Source organism: Alteromonas sp. ABV4_515, assembly GCF_056160345.1.
In genome coordinates this window covers 771947-795649 of record NZ_JBSWWZ010000001.1, presented here as the reverse complement: position 1 = coordinate 795649, position 23703 = coordinate 771947, and the positions used below count along the sequence as shown (strand labels likewise).

The following is a 23703-nucleotide window of genomic DNA, read 5'->3' as shown; positions in this document are numbered from 1 at the left end:
TTGCTTTGCCCGCCCCCTCCGGCGGGCTTTTTTCTTTCGGATATTTAAGCGCTTCTGGTAAAGCACATTGACGAACGCATCTTCGATACAAAAAAATGGAATTCAAAAGATAAAAAAGAGGCCAGCATCCGGCTGGCCTGAAAGGAACGTAATGGAGGAGGACTCCAATGTAGGAAACACACAAGCCACAGAGTGCAGCTTTGAAAGATTCAAGGTCATCGGGAGAGATGCAAAGTAGCTTGGCTACTTCTTGAATGCGTTAATAATATACCTGACCACTTGGTCTGAAAATGTAGAAAAAGTGATTGTTGAAATCGCTTTTTACGAATGATCACAATAACCGATATCAGAGTAAAAGTTGCTCAATCTGCGTAGCCTGAACCAATAGCATTGAACGGCATATCCAGTTCCAATTCAGGAACTTGTAAACCTACCCAAGCAGGAAAAGTATTGCTGTTGGGGCCAGGAAACAGTGTGTATTCATTGGCATAAGGATAGCGGGCGATGGCGGCTTCTACTTCCGGCAGTAACTCACTGGCTTTTTTACCGGTGACTGACAATACCTTCTCTGGCTTAGCGCCGTACCAGTACCGATCAGGTGTTTTGGTGGTAAACGATCTCAGCGCCGGTGAGCCACTTCGCACCCGCCAGCCAACCACTTCATACACGGTATATTCAGGTGCGCCTTCGTCTTTAACAGCTATCCAGGTATGTACCGCAAACCAGCCGCGCCAGCTGTACGCATCCGCCGCATAAACTTCAATCACCGCATCATTGAACTCAGCAGGGGCAAAGGCAATACCAGCAGGCTCGCGGGATGCGCTGCGCCAATCCTGACTCGAGCAACCGCCAGTGAGTAACATCAGACTTAAAAGAAAAATTTTTCGCATGTAAGTTCTCCTGTTCATAAAATTTATACTGTGAAAGTAGTGAGCAGGATACAACTGGGTTTCGGTAGCTGAACCGATCTTCGGGGCGGGTGTGATGTTAAGCGTCTCTTAATCGAAAAACACCCGCTAATGCGGGTGCTATTGATGGGAACGTGCAGCGATCTAGTCCAGCGAGCGCACTGAGCGGAATATGTCGATGGTCTTGGTGGCGAGCCGGATTTCAATCAGAAACACCAATAAAGCGCTAACAAGAAATGCCATCGCTAACATAAATAGCGTGATCACCATGACGTTCAGATTCAAACGCCATAATTCTCCTGCGAACAATGACATGATGACGGTACAAACCAGCAGGCCAGAAGAGACACATAAACCGATAGCCCAGTTTATTACCTTGATACGTCGCCATAGCACAAGAATTTCGCGCTTGTTGCGCTGTATTCGCTCTGCGTCGGCGAAGGTTTGGATATTTCTTTCTGCAACCCGTACCCGGTCTGAAATCCGGCCTAAACGTCCAGACATCACATTGAGAAAACCGGCGATACCGGCGAGTAAGAATACCGGAGCGACAGCAATTTTAATCAGTTCAGACAAGGGGGTAATAAGCGTTTCCAAAAGCAGGCCTATTCATTGTTATGATTATTTTAGGGGCTATATTAAATCAGCTGAATATCGTCGTCAGCAATAATTCCGTGCATAACTTTGATAACGCCAATTTTTAAGCGCAAACAAAAACACCCGCAGAAGCGGGTGTTTTTAAAAAGATAGCAGGCTTATGCCATGCCGAGTTTCTTCTCGAGGTAGTGGATGTTCGTTCCACCAGCACAGAAGTTCTCGTCAGCCATAATACGGCGCTGCAGCGGGATGTTAGTTTTGATCCCTTCAATAACCAGCTCGTCCAGCGCGTGGCGCATACGGGCGATGGCTTCATCACGGCTTTCACCGTAAGTGATCAGTTTACCAATCATCGAATCATAGTACGGCGGTACAGTGTAGCCGCTGTAGATATGCGATTCCCAGCGTACACCCAGACCACCCGGAGAGTGGAAAGTGCTGATCAGGCCCGGGCTTGGAATAAAGGTTTCCGGATCTTCAGCGTTGATACGACATTCGATAGCGTGACCGCGAACCTGTACCTGAGACTGATCGACAGATAGCGGTTGACCGCCAGCAATGCGCAGCTGCTCTTTAATTAAGTCTACGCCGGTGATCATTTCTGAAACCGGGTGCTCAACCTGAATACGGGTGTTCATTTCAATGAAGTAGAACTCGCCATTTTCGTACAGGAACTCGAACGTACCTGCGCCGCGATAACCGATTTCAACACAAGCTTTACAGCAGCGCTCGCCAATCTTGTTACGCATCTGCTCAGAGATTCCTGGCGCTGGCGCTTCCTCAACCACTTTCTGGTGGCGACGCTGCATCGAACAGTCACGCTCACCTAAGTGAATCGCGTTGCCTTGGCCGTCAGACAGTACCTGAATTTCAACGTGACGTGGGTTTTCAAGGAATTTTTCCATGTAAACCACTGGGTTACCAAACGCCGCACCGGCTTCAGCTTGTGTGGTTGCGATAGATTGAATCAGTTCGCTTTCGCTACGTACAACACGCATACCACGACCACCACCACCACCGGCGGCTTTAACGATAATTGGATAACCAATACGTTTAGCGATGGCTCTGTTGCGTTCTTCGTCGTCAGTCAGTGGGCCATCAGAACCTGGTACACAAGGTACACCAGCTTTCTTCATGGCGTTGATAGCAGAAACTTTGTCACCCATCAGATTGATGGTGTCTGCTTTTGGACCAACAAAGATAAAACCGCTTTTCTCGACCGCTTCAGCAAACGCTGCGTTTTCCGCCAGGAAACCGTAACCAGGGTGGATTGCGATAGAGTTGGTTACCTCTGCCGCTGCAATGATGCGCGGAATGTTGAGGTAACTTTCAGTTGCAGACGCACCACCAATACAGATTGATTCATCTGCCAGCAATACGTGTTTTAAGTTTCTGTCCGCAGTGGAATGTACCGCCACGGTTTTGATGCCTAGCTCTTTACAGGCACGCAAAATCCGCAGGGCAATTTCGCCGCGGTTAGCAATAAGTACTTTATCTAACATAGATACCGCCCGATTATTCGATGATGAACAGTGGCTGATCGAACTCTACAGGCTCTTGGTTATCTACCAGAATAGCTTTGATGACACCGGCTTTGTCAGCTTCGATCTGGTTCATCATTTTCATTGCTTCGATGATACACAGTGTGTCGCCAACGTTAACTGACTGGCCTACTTCCGCGAACGCTTTTGCCGTTGGAGAAGATGCACGGTAGAACGTACCAACCATTGGTGACTTTACCTGATGGCCAGTAGGGCCCGCTTCAACAGCAGGTGCTGCTTCAGCAGCTGGAGCGGCAGCAGGAGCCGGAGCAGCAGCGGGTGCTGGAGCAGGCGCTGCATAGTTATAAGTCATTGGTGCGGCAACACCAGTAGGACCACGGTGGATTCGAACAGACTCTTCGCCCTCGGTGATTTCCAGTTCGGCAATACCGGATTCTTCAACCAGTTCGATGAGTTTTTTAATTTTTCTGATATCCATTGTCATTTCTCGTTCTAATTTAGTTTTGTAAGTTCAGAGCAGCCGTCAATGCGAGCTCATAACCTATGGCTCCTAAGCCAAGGATGACACCGGCAGCAACGTCAGATAGATATGAATGGTGGCGGAAAGGTTCCCTTGCATGCACATTTGACAGGTGCACTTCAATGAAAGGAATGTTTACACTTAGCAGTGCATCCCGTAATGCAACGCTGGTATGGGTGAAAGCCGCCGGATTAATAATAATCGCGTCGATATTACCCATGGCGTCATGGATGCGGTTGATCAGTTCAAATTCAGCATTAGACTGAAAATGGTGCAGCGTGGCGCCTGCCGCACTGGCTTTTTCGGCCAGATTATCGACAATGTCCTGTAGCGTCTGGTAACCGTACGTTTCCGGTTCACGCTTGCCCAACATATTCAGGTTAGGGCCATTAAGTAACAAAATTTCCATAAAACTGCTGCTATCTTGCTTATAAGTGACTGCTTGCAACGCATTTCAACAGAAAATAAGTCTGCTTGCACGAAATTTAAACTGGGTTCAGTTAAAATCCACCAAATTGGCGATGATTATAGATGATAGGAGAGTTTTCGCAGCAAAATACTGGTCTAATCAGGGGAAATAGGCGCAAGTTTTCTGGCGGGGATTTTGCTTTATTTATAAAACCCAATATTGCCGGAAGCGTCTGTGTTTGACGCTTCCGGACGGGCTTCAACTAGTTTTTCAGCGCAGCGTTCACATGATTAGCAAAGGCATTGGCTTTCATAAAGCCTGTTACTCTCGCCTTTTTCAACTCTTCACCCTGAGTATCGAAAAACAAAATCGTGGGTAGGCCCAGCACATCGAATTCCTTCTGGAAGGCCAGATTTGTCGGGGTGTTGTCGGTTAAATCGATTTGCATCCACACAGTATTTGAAAGCGCATCGATAACCGCAGGATCCGGGAAGGTATACTTCTCAAACTCTTTACAGGCAACACACCAATCGGCGTATAAATCCACCATCACGGTTTTGCCATCGGCATTGGCGGCAGCTAGCTTCGCTTCAAAATCACCGATGTTTTTGACCACCATAAATTCTGGATGGCTGTCTGCGGAAGTCTGCGCCTGACCGCTGTAAGTAGCCGTCGGAGAACCGAATAATGTGACATAGCCCACCATGGCACTACCAAACAGCCCCAATGCTATAAGCAATGTTCGCACACCTTTCATAAAGGTAGCGGCAGTGTTCTGGTTCATCACGCTGTAATAGGAGAATGTGGCTAAACCTACAGCAGCCCAGAGCAGGTTGATGTAATCGTTGCTCCACAGGCGCTCAACAAAGATGAGGGCGACGGCCAGCATCATGAAACCAAAGCTCACCTTCACCACATTCATCCAGTTTCCCGCTTTAGGCAGCAGTTTGCCGCCGGTCATACCAAACAGAATGAGTGGAATACCCATGCCTAAACTCAGCACATAGAGGGAAATAAAGCCCAAAGTCATGTCGCCGGTCTGAGCTATAAATAGCAGAATGCCGGTGAGTGGCGCGGTGGTGCACGGAGAAGCGACCAAGCCAGATAATACGCCCATAACGAACACACCAACGAAGTTGCCCCGTTTCTGATTGTTACTGACATCGTTGAGTTTGCTCTGCCAGGACGAAGGCAATTGAATTTCATACACGCCGAACATGGCCATGGCCAGGGCGATAAACAGAACGATAAACACCCCTAGTATGGCCGGGTGCTGCAGCGCTGCCTGAAACTGCACGCCAGCCGATGCGACCACCAGACCCAGAATGGAGTAGGTAATCGCCATACCCTGCACGTAAATAAAGCTGAGCGTGAAAGCACGGCTTAAGCTCATGCCTTTACCCTGTCCAAGTACAATGCCAGACAGAATGGGATACATGGGGAAAACGCAGGGCGTAAATGCCAGGCCAATACCGAGTGCCAGGAACAGCAGCAGGGTTACCGCGAGATTTTCTTTATCGGCCAGTCGCTCAGCCAAACCAAATTGCTCAGAGGCGACTTCATCGGAAGCGCTATCAGGCGCGCTAGCATTTGAAGAAGGTGCTGTATCACCGACAGCATTCAGATAAATCACTTTCACGGTAGGCGGATAGCAAAGCCCTGCATCGGCACAGCCTTGATAACGGACTTTCACCACGCCATCCTGTACGGCCTGCTCTACAGGAACAGTAAAAGAAACATCCACATAATACACTTCGGTTTTACCAAAGAATTCGTCTTCTTTTTCTTTTCCGGGTGGGAATATGGGCTCACCTAAGGTGACATCTTTGCCAACCAGTTTGAACTGATACTTATATAAGTAGTAATCCGGGGCTATGTCGAAGTGAATGACCAGCTTGTCGCCCTGCTGTTCATAGCTGAATTCAAAGGCATCTTCCACCGCCAGGAATTCCGGCTCCTCCTGCTGCATAAAGTTTCCGCCCTGATTGAACTGGGGGATTTGGGCAGTAGCCTGAAAGCAAAACAAGGTGAGCAAACAGGTTAACAGCAGTGTCGATACAGACTTCATATTCAGTATATCCTTCGAAAAACGCATTCAGGTTAGGGTAACAGTAACCTTATATCTGACCGCAGTCGGTTTCGTATTCTTTCAGATTTTTAATAAAATCACGAACCCTCTGTCGCGAATTCTGTCGTACTCATATCAATACAAACTTGTATTTAGGGGGCAAACCCCCATTTTACTAATTCACGCATGTCAGTGTTCGGCTTAGCAATAAGCGAAAGCACTGGCTTTATGAACTTAAGCCAACGAGGTTAACTCTTGCGAATATTATTTTTGCTATTTGCCATAATGCCCATCATTGAAATAGCCCTGCTAGTGAAAGTGGGTGGCATTATCGGCGGATGGAACACGATTGCGATCGTACTTATTACTGCCTTTATCGGTGCTTATTTTGTAAAACGAGAAGGCTTGCATACGCTGCAAAAAGCGCAGATGAAAATGCAGCAGGGCGAAATGCCCGGACAAGAAATGGTCGACGGTATCATGCTGGCTGTGGCCGGTGTGCTTATGGTCACGCCGGGTTTCATCACCGATATCTTGGGTATTCTGTTGGTGCTGCCTGTCACCCGCCACCTTATCGGTGCATCGGTGAAAAAGCATATGAAGATGCGCGTAGTGACGTCTTCCGGTTTTAATCAGCAAGGTCCCTTCGCGGGTGGCGCCGATCCGTTTGGCCAGCAGTTCCACGATGGCCCACGTCAGGAACATGGTGACGTATTTGAAGGGCAGTACACCGACAAGTCTGACAGCGACAGCAACCCCCGCCTGAATAAATAGTCAATTAACAGGTTACGCGCTTTAGCGGCGCGTAATCCTCCCTTTCAGAATCAAATGGTTAGTTACCAACCACCAAAAATTGAAAAATTTTTGCATTTTTTTCACCTAATCCCCTTGAACTTGTATGGTGACTACCCCATTTATCCACGCAGAACACGATTTGAAGCTGGGTTTACCGGCTTCTTTCTTAAGTAAATGGCGTACACGAGACCGTGCGTCCTAGTTAACTAACATTTAGATAGTTGGAATTTTCAGGAGACTTGAAAATGGCAATTCGTCCTTTACACGACCGCGTAATCCTTAAGCGCGCTGAGCAAGAAACTAAATCTGCTGGCGGCATCGTACTTACCGGTTCTGCTGCAGAAAAATCAACCCGCGCTGAAGTTATCGCTGTGGGTAACGGCCGTATTCTTGAGAACGGCGAAGTGAAAGCTCTTGACGTTAAAGTTGGCGACACCGTTATTTTCAACGACGGTTACGGCGTAAAAGCCGAAAAGCTGGAAGGTGAAGAAGTGCTTATCGTTAGCGAAAGCGACATTCTGGCAATCGTTGAGTAATAGACGTTTAACGTTTTAACCGTATTTAGAGGAATTTAAACATGGCAGCTAAAGAAGTACGTTTTGGTGATGACGCCCGCACGAAGATGCTGAAAGGCGTTAACATTCTTGCAAACGCAGTAAAGGTAACCTTAGGTCCTAAGGGCCGTAACGTAGTACTGGATAAATCATTCGGTGCACCTACCATCACTAAAGATGGTGTATCTGTAGCCAAAGAAATCGAGCTGGAAGATAAGTTCGAGAACATGGGCGCACAGATGGTTAAAGAAGTTGCGTCAAAAGCCAACGACGAAGCCGGTGACGGTACTACTACTGCAACCGTTCTGGCGCAGGCAATCGTAACTGAAGGTCTGAAATCAGTTGCAGCGGGTATGAACCCGATGGATCTGAAGCGCGGTATCGACAAAGCCGTTGTTGCAGCCGTTGAAGAACTGAAAGCGCTGTCTACAGATTGCGCCGACAGCAAGTCTATCGCACAGGTTGGTACTATCTCTGCAAACTCTGACCTGGAAGTAGGCGAAATCATCGCTGAAGCGATGGAAAAAGTAGGCAAAGAAGGCGTTATCACTGTTGAAGAAGGTCAGGCTCTGCAAAACGAGTTGGACGTGGTTGAAGGTATGCAGTTCGACCGTGGTTACCTGTCTCCTTACTTCATCAACAACCAGGAAAACGGTACTGTTGAATTAGACAACCCGTTCATCCTGCTGGTTGACAAAAAAGTATCTAACATCCGTGAACTGCTGCCTACGCTGGAAGGCGTTGCAAAAGCAGGCAAGCCTCTGCTGATTATCGCTGAAGATCTGGAAGGCGAAGCGCTGGCGACACTGGTAGTAAACAACATGCGCGGTATCGTGAAAGTAGCTGCTGTTAAAGCACCTGGTTTCGGCGACCGTCGTAAAGCTATGCTGCAGGATATCGCTATCCTGACTGGCGGTACGGTTATCTCTGAAGAGATTGGTCTGGAGCTGGAAAAAGTTCAGCTGGAAGACTTAGGTACTGCGAAGCGCGTTGTTATCAACAAAGACAACACAACCGTTGTTGACGGTGCGGGTGACGAAGCGGCTATCGAAGGTCGTTGCGCACAAATCCGTGGTCAAATCGAAGATTCTACTTCTGAGTACGACAAAGAGAAGCTGCAGGAACGTCTGGCTAAGCTGTCTGGCGGTGTTGCAGTAATCAAAGTAGGTGCTGCTACTGAAGTTGAAATGAAAGAGAAGAAAGACCGCGTTGAAGATGCGCTGCACGCTACCCGCGCTGCGGTACAAGAAGGCGTAGTACCTGGTGGTGGTGTTGCTCTGGTTCGTGCTGCTGCAAAACTGGCAGAACTGACTGGCGACAACGAAGACCAGACTCACGGTATCAAGCTGGCTCTGCGCGCGATGGAAGCGCCTCTGCGTCAAATCTCTATCAACTCAGGTGCAGAAGCGTCTGTTGTTGTTAACGCGATTAAGAACAGCGAAGGTAACTACGGTTACAACGCAGGTAACGACACTTACGGCGACATGCTGGAAATGGGTATCCTTGACCCAACTAAAGTGACGCGTTCAGCTCTGCAATTCGCAGCGTCTATCGCCTCTCTGATGATCACTACAGAAGCGATGGTTGCTGAACTGCCTAAAGAAGAAGCTGCTGCACCTGATATGGGTGGCATGGGCGGAATGGGCGGCATGGGTGGAATGATGTAAACGTCACCTGAGCGTTTCATAAGAGCTCATACTGTTTAAAAGGCCCGTAAAGCATTGCTTTTCGGGCCTTTTCTTTATATATACCTGTAAATTCCTTTTTGTACTATGAGCGCTTGGCTACTTCTTTCTCATTAGCTGCTGTACATCCACATTCAACTTGTCCTTCATCTTCTGAATCAGCGCTGAAGAAGTCTCCTCAACTGTTTCAAGTACATCTGTCTTAATATGCTCAGAGACAAACTTTTGCTTGGCTTTAGAAACTTTACCACCACAATTAATCAGGATTGAAACGATTTTATCCAAAGTATGATTTGGAATATCTGTTAGCTGATTACCTGTTAACCATTCATAGAGAAACCAGATCACGCGGTTATATTTAGAGTTTGGTTTTTCTGCGATAAATGAGGTTAGTGCATCTATATCTATTTTTTGAAGATCGCTGCAAAGTAGTGAAGCCTGATCCCTTGATACTTGATTGCAGCAATCATGTGCTCAAAGGGTGAGTCAGCTGGCTTACGAGTCCCCGGGATGATTTTGCGCTTAGACGCACCATAAGCGATGAGTTTTTCAGCATCTGCTTTAGGATCCTGGTACACGTCTACGTCTAGTTTTGGAAGAAGCAGACTATAGTATTGATTTAGGTAGGTGTATCCCAGCGGGTTCATAAGAGCCTTTACTTATTTGGTGTATTGCTCAATACCCTGCTCGTAAAGCTTAGATAGCTCCTTCCGCAGAGAAACATTCGTTTCAACAAAGCACTTACAATACGAATATAATACTTACAAATCAATAAAAGCAGTTACGCTTTTACTTTTATAATTACAGCTAGAAAAGTCACTTACAAATGCTAGAGCTTTATACCTGCATTCACAGCGTACTCAACCCACTGGTGAAGATGGTTGAAGTTATGAAGATCAAGAAAGAAGGTTGGTACATCCAAAACATTTTTGGTTACTATGTGAGGGTAAGTGCCATGTTTGATATTTAAGTAATGTCAGAATCATGGATTCATATTCGGTTGCTATTCAGGAGTGCGCAATGCCAGTTGCCCGAAAACACAATGTGTTGACACCCGACGAATACCTACAGGAAGAGCTTGAAGCATCTGTTAAACGGGAGCTTATTGATGGTCAGATTTATGCGATGGCTGGAGCCAGCGCCAACCATGAGAGAATAGCGGGAAATTTTTATAGTGAGTTAAGAAATCACTTAAAAGCGACTCCCTGCGAGCCATTTAGTTCAGATATGAAAGTGCGCGTTCGTGATAACTTTTATTATCCAGATGTGTTGGTCGATTGTAATTTTGATGAGTCAGAGCCATATTTTACATCAACGCCGGTAATCCTTGTGGAAGTGATTTCCCGTTCTACTCGTAAAATGGATGAGAAGCAAAAGTTACTTGAGTACGTCAATATTCCTACACTTAAAGAGTACGTGCTGATTGAACAGGACGTAGCAGATGTTACCGTTTACAGAAGAAGCGATGACTGGCGCTCCACCCACTATTTTTTAGGTGAAGAAATCCACTTCGAATCGATAGATTTTACTATCCAGGTAGAAGACATTTATCTTCGTGTAAAAAATGAAGACGTTGTGGCATTCCTTGAACAGCAATCCCAATCTTAATAATTAGCTGCATTTACCTAGCCTAAGATCACCTTATTTATCCCCGAAATCGTCTGCTGAGTCATGCAATTTCCCTAATAAATCACCCTTGACAAAATCTTTACATTTAACTCGACCAGAAGTGAAAAAGTCGCTAAATTAGCCGAACTTTGTAGTTGTGGTATCTAAAGTTCAAGGATGAAAACATGAATAACGTTGTACGTGTCTTTTCTCTTTCTGCGTTGGCGCTGGCTGTATCTGCGTGCGGTGGCGGCGGTGGCTCTGACAGTGCTTCCGGCGGCGTACAAACGCCGTCAAAAACACCTCTGCAGATCATTTCTGACGCGCAATCTCATTCCAAATCTCAACTAACTACCGCTGCAAAAACGCAGGCCAATACCCGTTATAGTGGAGAATCCGGCAAGGCAGAGATAGATATTGCCCTGGCCCAGCATGTTTATAGCGTATTGTTTGACGACAACATTCTCACTGTGCCTGATATCGGTGAACACGATATTGAAAATGAACTCGGCAGCGACGGTTCAATTAACAGCACCCTTCAGTGTGATGAAAGCGGCACGGTGAAATATACCGGAAAGTTTGATGACAACGGTACCGGTAAGTTGTCTATGGATTTCAGTGATTGTGAGTCTTATTACAATAGTTTCGCGTTGTCTGGTGTGGCGGCGGTTTCTATTGATGTCGTTACCGACAGCAAAATAGAATATACCCTGTATTTTTCCAATCTTAACTGGCAAGACGACGTCCCGGTGTCTCTGTCAGGCCTTATCAGCTTTAGTGATTCATATTCCATACAAACCGGCGTGACGACGTCGGTTAGTGAGCAATATGTGAGTGCTTCAATAGGCGCTGAAAGCTACCTTATTGATACCAGCATGACCACCAGTGATGACTGGGAGTCACCTGAATTCCGGATTGATGGCCGCGTTAGTGTGGGTTCTGAAGGCTATGTGGATGTAGCGCTGGACACTGATGAGCTAGATATGCCGTATTTTTACGGTAGTACCGTGATTTTCAATAACGGTGAAGCACAGTTGAAGTTCTTGCAGGGTATGGTGATGTACACCCAGGATCTCGACAATGACGGCGAAATGGATGCCGGTAAGTACTTTGATAGTCTATACGGCTTCATCACATCGCCGGTGACTGATACGGAATTATATAACCTCGCCGAAATTTCACTGACACCCTATGTTGAGTCTCCTTATCTACAAGATTATGAGGGGCTGTCCGTGGCACAGGAAATTGTTGTGCTGCCTGGTAATTATTATGACCTCGATACCCCAGACGAAGATCTGACTGTCAGTTACAACTGGTATCTAAACGGCAAATTGCTTGAAGGCGTTCACGGTAACACCCTGCCCGCATACTCAGTGACGGTTGATCAGTGGCTTGAAGTGTCCATGGTGGTGTCTGACTCAATCAATACCGTGGAATCCTATCCCATCAGCATCTATGTGGAAGATACTCCTGCGGTTGTTACGGTTAGTAATGTGCCGGAAAACGTCCGTGCTGGCGATACCATTACTTTCTCATTATCACTAACAGACGCAGATGTACCGGGCAATGAAAACCTGGCGGCATTGGCGAGTGCGCCTGAGGGGGCAACGTTAGCTTCTGACGGCACGGTGACCTGGGTTGTACCGGACAATCAGCTTTTTAGTCAGATGGTGTATTCCTTCGGTGTGAGCAACAGTCAGAACCCAAATAACACCATTGAGGAATACTTTGAAATGACGGCGAATGCCGATGAGGCGCTGCCGTTGTTCCGTACTGGCGTGGAAGTGCCTCATCGGAATAGTTCTCAGTGGGTGGCCGATTTTGATGGCGACGGTAGCAATGAGTTATTGGGGACTGACAATGGCTCACGGGTATTTTTACTGGCGCTGGTTGATGGTAAATATCAACAGAAGTGGGCATATCCCTATGCGCTGTCTGATGAACAGAATATCCGGCAAGTATTGCCTGCAGATATCGACGGAGATGGCACGCCTGAAATTATAGTTATCACAGAAAAGACCTTCTGGTTGATTGATGATTTAACCAAAGATGCACGGGTTTTACTTGAAACCGACGACTATTTCAGTGAAGCGTTACTGGCTGATACCGACAACGACGGTGTGAATGAACTGATTTATTCTGTTAAGAATGCGGATTACGACGCCAGTGAAACGACCATTTTTGTGAGTGAGTTGGGAAGTGAGTTGGTTACAACACTCAGCTTCAGCACTAACAGCTTTCAGACAATCGCTGTCGGTAACGTGGATGCCGACAGTAACGTAGAGCTGATTATGAACACTGGTCTGGTGTACGACCTGACCACTGGTACGAATGAGTGGTTCTTCGGCTCCGGATTTGGTAGTTCATTTGTCACTGCCGGCGATCTCAACGGCAATGGTATCGATGAGATCATTGGTGCCGGTGCCTGGGATGCGCTTTACGTGTATTCCGCTGCTGATAAATCTCAGCTGGCGTCATTGTCGCTTGAAGATACCTGTGATATGCATGCTTACAATCTCTACAATGATGCGACAGATGAAATTGTGGTAAGCGATTGCCAGTGGGGCAATGTAACCGCGTACTCTCTGAACGGCAGAAATCAACTGGATACAGTATGGCAAGTTGGGCTGCAGGATCACGGCTCGTCATCGCTTACCATGGGTGATATCGACAACGACGGTAGTGCGGAAATTTTATGGGGCTCAGGCACCAGTAGTTCAGGTGCAGACCGTCTGCTCACGGCAGACTACACTGCCGATGGTGCAACGGTAAAAGAAAATACAACCGGAGTTCAGCTTGACCATTTTTATGCCGCGGGCTGGTCTGAAATCACTTCCGGTGATGAGCGTGCTGTATTCTTTGTGCCCAGTACCGAAAGTGGTTATGACGGCTCTGTTATCGCAACGATGACCGGCGATGGCACCATAACCGTGGGTGAAGAGCTGTCTTCTAACTGGGACAACAGTACTCAGGCGGTAACGACGGATTACAATAACGATGGCGCAGGGGATATCTTCCTGCCGCTGACTGCCTTGTATGACGGCGCATTCGGTGCGGTGCAGTTAAGCGATATGTCTGTTCAGTACTCTGTCGATGGTGGTGACAATGACAGCACTATCGGCAAGATAATGGCCATAGACGTGAACGGCGACGGATATGAGGATGCGGTCTATCAGGACGGGTCAGCGATCAAGGTTATCGACATTCAGAATCAGTTGCTGGTGGCATCGTATACGAACCCCCAGAGGATTAGTGATTTTGATGCGGTATTTATTGATGATGTATTGAATCTGGTTGTGACAAGCGGTTATCAGCAGGTACAGTTGCTGACGCTGGGTAGTAATGCATTTATTGCCGGCAACTCATATGAAATTGAATGTCCGCAGGTGCTGTTTACCGGCGGTGAAAACAGCCGTCAGTTTGTTTGTTCCGGTGGTAACGATAAGGAAATGAGCATGCTGACATTTTCTGACAGTGGTGTGGAACTGGTGGGGGAATACCGCTTCCCGTTTGAGATCATCGATATGATTGTGGACCCGGTTACCCCAACTAACGTACTGGTAGTAACCGGTGATGATAGCAGTTGGTACAGCTCTCATTCTGTTCTGCGTAGCATTGCAACTAATGGCAATATTGTGTGGTCTGGTCCGAAATTGAACGGCAGAGCAGAAAAAGGTGCATTGCGTGCCCGTGGCTCAGAATCCGGCGATATAGAAGTTATGCTTGGCACGTCGGCAGGGATGTATCTGATTCACTAATTGATGATGACGCTCAGGTGAATGCTCTTATTTACTTTCACCTGAGTTCAGATCTTCCTGGCAGTGAGAATGTTGCATCGGTTATTCCGCGAACACTGTCGGGGCGCTCCGTATTTATGCTGCACCGTAAACAGGTAAGGTCAGCGTAAATTCGGTACCGGTATAAAGTTCACTTTCTACGCTGAGCATCCCTTCGTGCTCTGTCGCTATGTCATATGAGATGGAAAGTCCCAGGCCAGTACCTGTATCCTCGTCTTTGGTGGTGAAGAAAGGATTAAATATCTTTTGCAGGTTCTCGTCAGAGATTCCGCAGCCATTGTCACTAACGATGAGTTCTACAGTTCCGTTGCTGTTTGCTCTGGTGCGTACTTTCAGCTTGCCCCGCCGTCCTGTTTCTTCAATCGCCTGAGCGCCGTTAATCAGCAGGTTAGTAATAACCTGAGAAATTTTACCCACGTTCATCATAACGCGAGGCAATTCTTCATAGTTAATGTCTACATCACAGACATATTTAAGCTTGTTGTTCACCAGCGCTAATGTGGTTTTCACGCAGTTATTCAAATCAAAAAGCTGCTTCTTATCTGTGTCGATTCTGGAAAATTGTTTAAGGCTGCTGACAATTTCTTCTACTCTTTGCAAACCGTGTTCAGATTCTTTAATAAGATGAGAAACGTCGTTACTAATAAAGTCCATTGACTGGAAGGCCTGAGAATTCTTTAATACAGCTATCTTTTCCAGCGCGACCTCATTGGTTTTTGCTTGTGTGACTTCCATCAGATCTTTGTAGAGTATTTCAAAGCTGGCTAAATACTCTTTCAGTGTGTCCAGATTACTACTGACAAAGCCCACAGGATTATTGATTTCGTGGGCGACACCGGCAGCAAGCTGACCGACTGATGACATCTTTTCCGCCTGAAGTAATTGCTGCTGTGTTTCTTTCAGCGATTTGTTCGACTGCGACAGTTCTTCATTTTTTCGGTTTAATTCAGTGGTACGCTCGAGGACTCTGTATTCCAGAGACTGATTTAGAGCCTGTAAGGCATTTTCTGCTTCGGCTCTGCGGATATGCTCTTCTTCAAGATGCGAGGTTAGATGATTGAAGACCGTTGCTAACTCTTCGAGCTCGTCGTTGGTACGCACATTTACCTTAATATCTTCATATTTGTTTTCTTTAGAAGCCTGAATGAGCCTGCGAGCACCCTGTTGAAGAATATGGATCTGCTTAGTCAAATAGCTACCGAGAAAATAGGAAAATAGCGCAACAAGGACCATCTCAATGGCTGCAATGGTATAAGCCCACTGCTGAATATCGCTCAGCGATGCTTTTACTGCCGCAATATTAATTCCAAGGTCAATATAACCATACAACGTATCATCAACTAGAATCGTGCGGCGGATATCGTAAATTCCATCACTGGCCAAGCTGACAGATGTATCGGCCTGAAAGTCCGAATTTAGCGATTGTTCGTTACCACCTGACGCGAAAACTCTGCCGGAGATATCTGTTATTTTGACGTAATGAATGTCTGAATCGGTAAGCAACTCATTGACATCAGCCTCAATACCGGCCAGATCAAATGACAAAAATGCGTTCTTGGTCGTGGAATAGAACAAATTAGCCGTTGTATTTGCACGTTTAACCACTGCATCGTTAACCAGGTTGGTCAGCAGGTTGAACGTTGTTGTCAGCAGCAGTGCGAGCAATGTTGCTTCTATGAACGCGACGCCCAGTATTGTTTTTAGTTTTAATGATATTCGCATGTGAACTACGGCTTCTCTTGGTGCAGTAAGTCTATATTCAGCGCCCGGATGTCATCCCAGTCGGCAGAAAATGCTTCCGAGAATCCTTTCACTTTTAGACTGTCCAGCGCGCCACTGCCTTTTCCGCCGGGAGTCATGGTTGTGAGAACATTCAGAAGTTGCTCGCGAACTTTCTCTGACAGTCGTGGATGCGTCGCTATGGCATGTGGCGTATAAGCCGGGCTTGACCAGAGCACTTTCAGGTTCTCTTTCACGACGTTTTCTGTGGCTTGCAGAGACCGGTATATTCCGCCTCCGGCCTTAAAAAATCCCCTTGTTACATTCAGATAAACAGAGTCGTGGGATTGTACATAAACGGGTGTAAAGCTAATGCCATCTTTATGCATGGTAGCACGGGGAATAATACTGGCAGCAAAAGCGGCGGGGGCAGGAAAGGCGATTTTGGCACCTTCAAGATCAGATAATTCTGAAAAAGGACTGTCACGCGGCACAACGATGATGCCCTGAATGGTTTGATCTTTCTGACGAGCCAGCGCGCGGTAGCCTGGGTTTTTCTGAAAAACGACAAAGTGATAGGGGTTCATGTAAGCAATGTCATATTTGCCTTGCGACAGTGCTTTTTCAAATGTAGGAATATCTTTCGCGGTTTCAAAGTGTAAAGTGTGTCCGGTTTCAGACTCGATATAGCTGAGTAGTGGTTGCCAGGCCTCTGCGAGCTTTTTCGGCGAGTGTTGCGGAACAATACCCACAGAAAAGGATTCAGCTGAAGCGGAATGTGATATGAGCATTAATAGTATTGCAACGACGCGCCTGCTCAATAGTTCAGACATATTCATTCTTCTCCCGCATCATGACGTTCTCCAGTACCAGCGTGCATTCATTGTTTTTTAATTATTCTATTACACAATGTAATGATAAGGCATTGCCTGCAGAAATGCCTTTTTCGTTTGTGCTTCGCTATAATCCGCTTAACTTAACCGCATCAATACGAGTACCGCCATGGCAACTGCATCCGCCCTTCATATTCTGGTAAAAACTGAAAAAGAAGCTCTGTCTATTCTAGAACAGCTCAAGAAAGGTAAAGACTTTGCCACGTTGGCAAAGAAGCACTCAACCTGTCCGTCGGGCAAACGTGGTGGTGATTTAGGTGAATTTCGCCGAGGGCAGATGGTTAAACAGTTCGATGACGTGGTGTTTAAGAAAGAAGTGCTGAAAGTGCATGGGCCGGTAAAAACAAAATTTGGTTACCACCTGATCAAGACATTATATCGAAGCTAAAATTACCCTTTAAGCTCACCGCTTATTGAGCGCAAATTTACTACTGCATCACCGCGAATTTTGGAATAAACATCATAAATTCGCCGCTGTTAAATCAGGAAATGCAACTTTTTTGCAGTCAATCCCGCTTGGTAGGCTAGGCATACTCTTTAACATCTGGTCAAAAAATGACCTATTTGGCGCTTTGGGCGACATCACCGGTTTGCCAAAAGGTTTATATTTTAAACACTTTATCAATACCATGAATGAGTGATATGGAAGCAATCATATCACTTATTTTCTATACAACCTCCAATCCTTAGCTTTCAATTGGTTAGCGCAAGTCAACATTGAAGTTAGTCTAACTTGTTGTAACACATGAATTTAGGTTCTTTAAACGGGCATTTTCACTTCGCTACTGTGTTTAGCATTGGTAAATATACTGGTTAATTCTCCTGCACATAGTGGGATAACTGCCGGCTTATATATTCCTTTTTGATATAAATGTGCTTATTGCCACCGGTGGCAATAAATATTAGATTTGGTTAACAATAAAAAATATAAATTATTAATGCCGACAAGGATGTGGTCGGATTAAGCGTCTCAAGTATCCCTTGCCTGAGGAGAACACATGAAAGTTTTAATATTGAATGAAGGACTCGAGAAGCTCGGTCATACCGAAAAACGCTGTGCGGTATCACCCTCTAGTGTGAAACGCATGGTGAACCGCGGTGTTACCGTTGTCGTGCAAAAAAATGCTGGTGTTCTATCAGGTTACGCCGATGCCGATTTTACTGAGGTTGGTGCCAGCCTGGTGGAAAATGCAGACGACGCACTGAAAGAGACCGATTTATTGTTGTGCGTAAACCAGCCCGAAGAAGCGGTTTACTCAAAACTGAAAGCCAATGCCATTGTGGTAGGACACATTGACCCCTTTTTCCAGCAATCGCTGGTGGAGTCTTTAGCTGCCCGCAAACTGACCACCTTGTCGGTGGAAATGATCCCGCGTTCTTCCCGCGCCCAGAAAATGGATGCGTTAAGTTCGCAAGCGAGCCTTGCTGGCTACGTTATGGTGATGCAGGCAACTACACATCTGCCTAGCATTCTGCCAATGATGATGACACCGTCGGGTACCATTAAACCGGCGAAAGTTTACATCATTGGTGCCGGCGTTGCGGGTCTGCAGGCGATTGCGACGGCGAAACGTCTAGGCGCCAACGTACTGGCTTACGATACCCGTCCAGTCGTCGCTGAACAGGTTGAATCGCTGGGCGGTAAATTCCTGAAAATCGATTTGGGTGAAACCGGCCAGACCAAAGACGGCTACGCTAAAGAACTCACCGTCGAGCAGAAGCAGAAGCAGCAGGACGCGCAACGTGATGCGATTGCCGACTCAGACATCGTGATCACTACCGCGCAATTGTTTGGTCGTCGTCCTCCGCAGCTTATTAGCAAAGACACGCTGGCGCTGATGCGTCCGGGTTCTGTGGTGGTCGATATGGCTGCAACGTCTGGTGGTAACGTGGAAGGCTCTGAACCTGGCAAAGTGGTCACCGTAAATGGGGTCACGGTAATTGGTACCGGTAACTGGAGTCAGTCTGTCGCGAAAGACGCTACCGATATGTACGCCAACAACCTGTACAACCTGATCGATGAATTTTTCGATGATGAATCGAAGGCATTCAAGCTCGATCTGGAAGATGAAATTCTTGCTGGGTGTGTAATTACGCACGATGGCGAAATTACCAACGACATGCTTAAAAACGCGTATCAGGGAGCCTAATCATGGAAAATATCTATCTGATTTTTATCGTATTGCTGGCTGCTTTCCTGGGTTTCGAACTGATCCGCAAAGTACCTGCCACACTGCATACTCCGCTGATGTCGGGCTCAAACGCCATTTCCGGGATCACCCTGGTCGGCGCGTTGGCTGCATCGGGTATGGAAAACGACATACTGACAACGATTTTGGGCACGGCAGCGGTAGCGCTTGCCAGCATCAACGTTGTGGGTGGTTATCTGGTTACCGACCGGATGCTGGGTATGTTTAAAAAGAAAGATAAGAAGTAAGGGGCCGGGAAAATGGAATCTGTAGCATTGATAATCAATCTGGCGTACGTACTGGCGGCGGGTCTGTTCATTCTTGGTCTGAAACTTTTAAGCCATCCGCTGACGGCCCGTAAAGGGAACATGGTGTCTGCGGCGGGTATGCTGGTGGCTGTGGTAGTGACGCTGCTCGACCATCAGATTATTTCCTATCACTGGATTTTATTGGGCTTTGCCATTGGCGGCGCCTACGGTGCCTGGAAAGCAAAATCTGTCGAAATGACACAAATGCCAGAAATGGTTTCGCTGTTTAACGGCTACGGTGGTTTAGCTTCACTGTTACTGGGCTGGGCGACGGTAAGTCAGCTGTCGACGGTCGGCTTTAGTGGTGCCACGTCTTTTGTGTTGATTACGGTTATTCTGACGCTGTTAATTGGTGGCGTAACTTTCTCTGGCTCTGTGATTGCCTGGGGAAAACTGTCTGGCCGAATGAACGCCAAAGCGGTGATCTTCACTGGCTTGCGCGAGCTAAGCGTTCTGCACCTGGTTGGTTTCTTTGTAGTGGGTTACCTGTTTGTGACCGACCCAACGAATCCTGTATGGCTTTACGCCACCATCGCGCTAGCCCTGAGCTTCGGTATTCTGGCGACTATCTCGATTGGTGGTGCAGACATGCCGGTGGTCATCGCGCTGCTGAACAGCTACTCGGGTGTGGCGGCATCAGCTGCAGGCCTGGCAGTTGGCAATACGATTCTTATCGTAACCGGCCTGCTGGTGGGTGCGTCTGGTCTTATCCTGACTAACATCATGTGTAAGGCGATGAACCGCTCGCTGATGAATGTACTGTTGTCTGGTTTCGCGAAACCGGTTGAAGCGGCAGAGAAAATCGAAGGCGAAGTGAAAATCATGGCGGCGCAAGATGCGTTCTATGTGCTAGAAGCGGCGCAGGCGGTACTGGTTATTCCGGGTTATGGCATGGCGGTAGCACAAGCGCAACACGCTGTGCGCGAACTACAAACGCTACTGGAAGAAAACGGCTGTACGGTGGAGTACGCCATTCACCCGGTTGCGGGCCGTATGCCGGGTCATATGAACGTACTGCTGGCTGAAGCCGATGTACCTTACGATCAGCTTTGCGAAATGGACGATGTGAATCCGCGCATGGAAAACTACGACGTAGCCATCGTGATTGGTGCGAACGATGTAGTAAACCCTGCGGCAAAAGAGATGAAAGGCAGCCCAATTTACGGCATGCCAGTTATCGAAGCGTATCGCGCAAAAACGGTGTTTGTACTTAAGCGCTCAGCCAACGCAGGCTTTGCCGGCGTCGACAACCCGCTGTTCTTCAAAGACAACACGCGCATGGTATTAGGTGACGCAAAAGACACCATCAACACCATAATCCGCGAATTCGGCGACGACTAAACGCTTTTCGAGCGAGGAGGCACTTTCATTCGGAACACGCCGTGAACACATCCATGTGGGCTCGGCTGCCGCTTCCCTGCGGCAGACGGTTTGGAAACGGAAGAGACTTAACCGCTGTCGGGGCGCACTCTTCTGCCTGCCGCATCCCTGCGGCAGACGGTTCCGAATGAAAGCACCCCTTCGCTCTGCACGTTTAATCTACCGCTTATCCCTAATACATACCATTCAGATTAAAGCAGTTGCTCGCGTTGTACAGGGTGCCCAGTGAAAGGTGGGGCTGCGGATGTCTGATATACGGCTTGCTGATTGTATTTCATCACAAATGGCATCAGGCAGGCGGGTAGCAGGTAATCATTTTCTTTCAGCCATCGCGCGTCATACGCAATTTCTGAGGATTTCTTTGCGGAGAGTCGCATGGGGTTGCCAAACAAAATGTGATGCTCGGCTCGTCCAAGGTTGCCTGTACTGGAAAGCAACGGAAGTCCTGCGGAGTGATAAACCTGTCCCAAAACATTTTCAACATTAAAGCAGAATTGTTCGTAGCCAATTTTTACCACGTTCAATTCGCTTCTATTCAGCAACTTTTCTCTTTTTCTATTGCCCTGATACCACTTCAGCATCTGAAACCAATAGTGACCTTTGACTTTTTTCAGCCCACTGCGCTGCTCTGAACGCGCCAGTCTTGTTTGAGAGCTAGCATAAGAGCGAACGTCACGGACCAGAAAGCAAATCGTCGGTGAAAGTAACGGGTCACTGGCAATCAGGTTTAAATGGCGAATACCCTTCGAGGTATCCACCATCCGTTTTTCATCACCATAAACCTTGTGGAAATACCGCAACAGTTCTTTATAGGCGAGAGGCACATGACGGTACTTTTCCTCGCCCTTTGCTGGTATTGGCACGTTAGCGCGAATGTGTTCCAGCGCCGGGCCCCAGAATCCGCATTGCGCAGTGGGTTTTCCACAACTGCAAGCATGATTGGCATCGTGAAGCCAGTATTCAGGAGCATGGCGCAAAACCTGAAACACTTCACCCAGTGAAATTAGATCTGGATGACTCGCCAGAGCGATAGAAAAGGCGGTTGAACCTGAGTGAGACAAACTGGTTACGGAAAAGAATTTGTACGGCTTCATGGAATACTTTACCTGTGAGCGGAAACAAGAAAGAACTGTTATTTCGAGTCACGGTAAAGGGGGATGTTCGCTAATTTCGCGGCTTTTACAGGTAATTTACGGTGTTTAAAGTAGGTTTACACTCCTATGTGGCGGGCTACTTCTCGTTAATGATTGTGGTAGAAGATTGGTGCGTAAGCCTGGCACGAATACGACTTAGGGCTACGGGCGTGATGCCAAGATACGAGGCGATTTGTTGCTTAGTGAGCGTCTCTTTGAGCTCAGGGTAATCGGCACAAAAGCCTAAATAGCGCAGCGTGGCAGACTGCCTTACCATCATGCTCTCTTTTTCTTCTTTATAAATAAATATGTCAGTAAGAAATTTTGCGTATGCCTGCATAAAAGCCAGATCTGTTTGCATTGTGTGGATAAATGTTGGCCAGTGAAAAGAGATCGCAATTGCATCTTGTAACGCTTCGATGGTGAATTGCACGGGGGAACCTGTGGTCATGGCGCGGGTTGAACCAACAACCCGCGGTGCCTTTGCCAAAGATTGGGTATATTCTTTACCTTCTTCTGACACACTGTAATAGCGGACCAAGCCGGAATTCAGAAAATACAGGCGTACAGATGGTTCGCCTTGCTGGAATAACCGCTCGCCCTTTCTAAGCACATGGACTTCAGGCTTTAGCGAGAGTTGTGTCCAATCTATACCCGGCTGATAATTGTTGAAGAAAGCTTCGAATTGCTTTTGTAGATACGTTTTATCCATGAAGGTTAACCTGCTTTCTGTTGGAATTGCTGATAAGCCATTGCGCTAAGAGAATCATCACAACGCCTGTTATAAAACCGGGTGACACAATGGTCAAAATGCTGCCTGAAAGTACACCATAACACGCAACCCAAACCGGGATTATGTAACTCACTCCCAACAACATGCCGGCGCCACCGGTAATAATTACTCGTTGTTGCAGCACGAATGTAGCAAGGGTAGTGCCCAACGTAAGATAAATCAGCATGCCTTGAAATTTACCGGATTGCCATTGAACGGCAGCCAGATCGCCGAATGATAAAACCAGTGGCAATAACAAGACTGTGCCGAACAGCATGATGCGATAAGCTCCGCCAAAAGGTGTGTATTCTCGGCACCAACGTTGAACAGCAACAACATGGAAAGCAAGCAGGAAACAACCGAGCAGGTAAATCACATCGCCAATGTGCCACTGAAGTGATGCGTCACTGCGTAGCATCAGTACTGTGATTGCTCCCAAGCTACCAAGTATAAAGCCCTGCCACTGTTTACTGGCGGTCTGAACGCCCAGAAGAGAGCCAAGTGCAGCGCCAATAAGTGGCACTAATGTATACAGTACAGACGTATTTAACGCCGACGTTGTAGCAAGAGCAGTAAATAAACACACGAAGAAGCCAACGAGCCCAGCACTTACCAGCAGCATTTTGAGGCCGGCTTTAATGCCTGTGAACAGCGGTTTAGCAGAGCGTCGTCTTTGCCAAAAATAAACCGGTGTCATCACTATTAACGCAAAAAGAAATCGCAGGAAGGTAACAGCTAAGGGCGAGGCGTAGTCAGTTATCCAGGCGGAAACAATAAACGAGGATGCCATCAATAGCGACCAGCTGAGTGCCGAAAAATAGGCATGCAAGTTCGTTGTTTTACTTGCTGGCGAATGCATTAACCTG

Annotated in this window: 21 protein-coding genes; 9 read left to right on the top strand and 12 right to left on the bottom strand. The window is 47.2% G+C overall.

What is annotated here, in order from left to right; translation table 11 throughout:
• Window positions 1-362: 362 nt before the first annotated feature.
• The 6 genes from ACXAGX_RS03325 to ACXAGX_RS03300 form a co-directional block, all read right to left on the bottom strand.
• Window positions 363-890, bottom strand: a complete 528-nt coding sequence (locus ACXAGX_RS03325; protein WP_474836562.1) for a DUF3750 domain-containing protein — start codon at window positions 888-890, stop codon at window positions 363-365.
• A gap of 162 nt (window positions 891-1052) precedes the next feature.
• Entirely contained in the window at window positions 1053-1505 is a 453-nt protein-coding gene (locus ACXAGX_RS03320) for a DUF2721 domain-containing protein (RefSeq protein ID WP_070126398.1), read from the bottom strand.
• 158 nt (window positions 1506-1663) lie between these two features.
• Window positions 1664-3007, bottom strand: coding sequence for an acetyl-CoA carboxylase biotin carboxylase subunit (accC, locus tag ACXAGX_RS03315; protein WP_474818724.1), 1344 nt, complete (start codon window positions 3005-3007; stop codon window positions 1664-1666).
• Window positions 3008-3020: 13 nt separating this feature from the next.
• A complete protein-coding gene (gene accB, locus ACXAGX_RS03310; RefSeq protein ID WP_474818725.1) occupies window positions 3021-3485 on the bottom strand; it encodes an acetyl-CoA carboxylase biotin carboxyl carrier protein in 465 nt (154 codons plus the stop codon).
• A gap of 19 nt (window positions 3486-3504) precedes the next feature.
• Entirely contained in the window at window positions 3505-3936 is a 432-nt protein-coding gene (aroQ, locus tag ACXAGX_RS03305; RefSeq protein WP_070126401.1) for a type II 3-dehydroquinate dehydratase, read from the bottom strand.
• A gap of 262 nt (window positions 3937-4198) precedes the next feature.
• On the bottom strand, window positions 4199-6004 hold the full coding sequence (locus ACXAGX_RS03300; RefSeq protein WP_474836560.1) for a protein-disulfide reductase DsbD: 1806 nt from the start codon (window positions 6002-6004) through the stop codon (window positions 4199-4201).
• Window positions 6005-6259: 255 nt separating this feature from the next.
• Between ACXAGX_RS03300 and ACXAGX_RS03295 the strand changes: the two genes are divergently transcribed.
• The 3 genes from ACXAGX_RS03295 to groL all read left to right on the top strand — a co-directional run bounded on the left by ACXAGX_RS03295 (window position 6260) and on the right by groL (window position 9020).
• Window positions 6260-6778, top strand: coding sequence for an FxsA family protein (locus tag ACXAGX_RS03295; protein WP_474818727.1), 519 nt, complete (start codon window positions 6260-6262; stop codon window positions 6776-6778).
• A gap of 266 nt (window positions 6779-7044) precedes the next feature.
• Window positions 7045-7335, top strand: coding sequence for a co-chaperone GroES (locus ACXAGX_RS03290; RefSeq protein ID WP_474818728.1), 291 nt, complete (start codon window positions 7045-7047; stop codon window positions 7333-7335).
• Between the two features lie 41 nt (window positions 7336-7376).
• A complete protein-coding gene (groL, locus tag ACXAGX_RS03285; RefSeq protein WP_474836558.1) occupies window positions 7377-9020 on the top strand; it encodes a chaperonin GroEL in 1644 nt (547 codons plus the stop codon).
• 117 nt (window positions 9021-9137) lie between these two features.
• Here the strand turns inward: groL and ACXAGX_RS03280 are convergent, their stop codons facing one another.
• On the bottom strand, window positions 9138-9386 hold the full coding sequence (locus tag ACXAGX_RS03280; RefSeq protein ID WP_474836556.1) for a hypothetical protein: 249 nt from the start codon (window positions 9384-9386) through the stop codon (window positions 9138-9140).
• 672 nt (window positions 9387-10058) lie between these two features.
• Between ACXAGX_RS03280 and ACXAGX_RS03275 the strand changes: the two genes are divergently transcribed.
• Both ACXAGX_RS03275 and ACXAGX_RS03270 read left to right on the top strand, forming a co-directional pair.
• On the top strand, window positions 10059-10646 hold the full coding sequence (locus ACXAGX_RS03275) for a Uma2 family endonuclease (protein WP_474818731.1): 588 nt from the start codon (window positions 10059-10061) through the stop codon (window positions 10644-10646).
• Window positions 10647-10831: 185 nt separating this feature from the next.
• On the top strand, window positions 10832-14404 hold the full coding sequence (locus ACXAGX_RS03270) for an FG-GAP repeat domain-containing protein (protein WP_474836554.1): 3573 nt from the start codon (window positions 10832-10834) through the stop codon (window positions 14402-14404).
• 114 nt (window positions 14405-14518) lie between these two features.
• Here ACXAGX_RS03270 and ACXAGX_RS03265 read toward each other — a convergent pair whose 3' ends face one another.
• Window positions 14519-16165: a sensor histidine kinase gene (locus ACXAGX_RS03265; protein WP_474836552.1), complete on the bottom strand. Its 1647-nt coding sequence runs from the start codon at window positions 16163-16165 to the stop codon at window positions 14519-14521.
• A gap of 5 nt (window positions 16166-16170) precedes the next feature.
• Entirely contained in the window at window positions 16171-16953 is a 783-nt protein-coding gene (locus ACXAGX_RS03260; protein ID WP_474836550.1) for a phosphate/phosphite/phosphonate ABC transporter substrate-binding protein, read from the bottom strand.
• A gap of 211 nt (window positions 16954-17164) precedes the next feature.
• Here ACXAGX_RS03260 and ppiC point away from each other — a divergent pair, with 211 nt between their 5' ends.
• The 4 genes from ppiC to ACXAGX_RS03240 all read left to right on the top strand — a co-directional run bounded on the left by ppiC (window position 17165) and on the right by ACXAGX_RS03240 (window position 20893).
• Window positions 17165-17443, top strand: a complete 279-nt coding sequence (gene ppiC / locus ACXAGX_RS03255) for a peptidylprolyl isomerase PpiC (protein WP_070123477.1) — start codon at window positions 17165-17167, stop codon at window positions 17441-17443.
• Between the two features lie 610 nt (window positions 17444-18053).
• Entirely contained in the window at window positions 18054-19205 is a 1152-nt protein-coding gene (locus tag ACXAGX_RS03250) for an NAD(P) transhydrogenase subunit alpha (protein WP_474836547.1), read from the top strand.
• A gap of 2 nt (window positions 19206-19207) precedes the next feature.
• Window positions 19208-19492, top strand: a complete 285-nt coding sequence (locus ACXAGX_RS03245) for an NAD(P) transhydrogenase subunit alpha part 2 (protein WP_070123474.1) — start codon at window positions 19208-19210, stop codon at window positions 19490-19492.
• A gap of 12 nt (window positions 19493-19504) precedes the next feature.
• Window positions 19505-20893, top strand: a complete 1389-nt coding sequence (locus ACXAGX_RS03240; RefSeq protein ID WP_474836545.1) for an NAD(P)(+) transhydrogenase (Re/Si-specific) subunit beta — start codon at window positions 19505-19507, stop codon at window positions 20891-20893.
• 230 nt (window positions 20894-21123) lie between these two features.
• On the opposite strand, the gene ACXAGX_RS03235 is transcribed toward ACXAGX_RS03240, so the two are convergent.
• The 3 genes from ACXAGX_RS03235 to ACXAGX_RS03225 form a co-directional block, all read right to left on the bottom strand.
• The gene (locus ACXAGX_RS03235) at window positions 21124-22026 is read right to left on the bottom strand and encodes a sulfotransferase (protein ID WP_474836543.1); all 903 of its coding nucleotides are present in this window, start codon (window positions 22024-22026) and stop codon (window positions 21124-21126) included.
• A 136-nt stretch (window positions 22027-22162) separates the two neighbouring features.
• The gene (locus ACXAGX_RS03230) at window positions 22163-22777 is read right to left on the bottom strand and encodes a Crp/Fnr family transcriptional regulator (protein ID WP_474836542.1); all 615 of its coding nucleotides are present in this window, start codon (window positions 22775-22777) and stop codon (window positions 22163-22165) included.
• The gene (locus ACXAGX_RS03225; protein WP_474836540.1) at window positions 22770-23696 is read right to left on the bottom strand and encodes a DMT family transporter; all 927 of its coding nucleotides are present in this window, start codon (window positions 23694-23696) and stop codon (window positions 22770-22772) included. Before ACXAGX_RS03225 ends, ACXAGX_RS03230 begins: the two co-directional genes overlap by 8 nt.
• Between the last annotated feature and the right edge of the window lie 7 nt (window positions 23697-23703).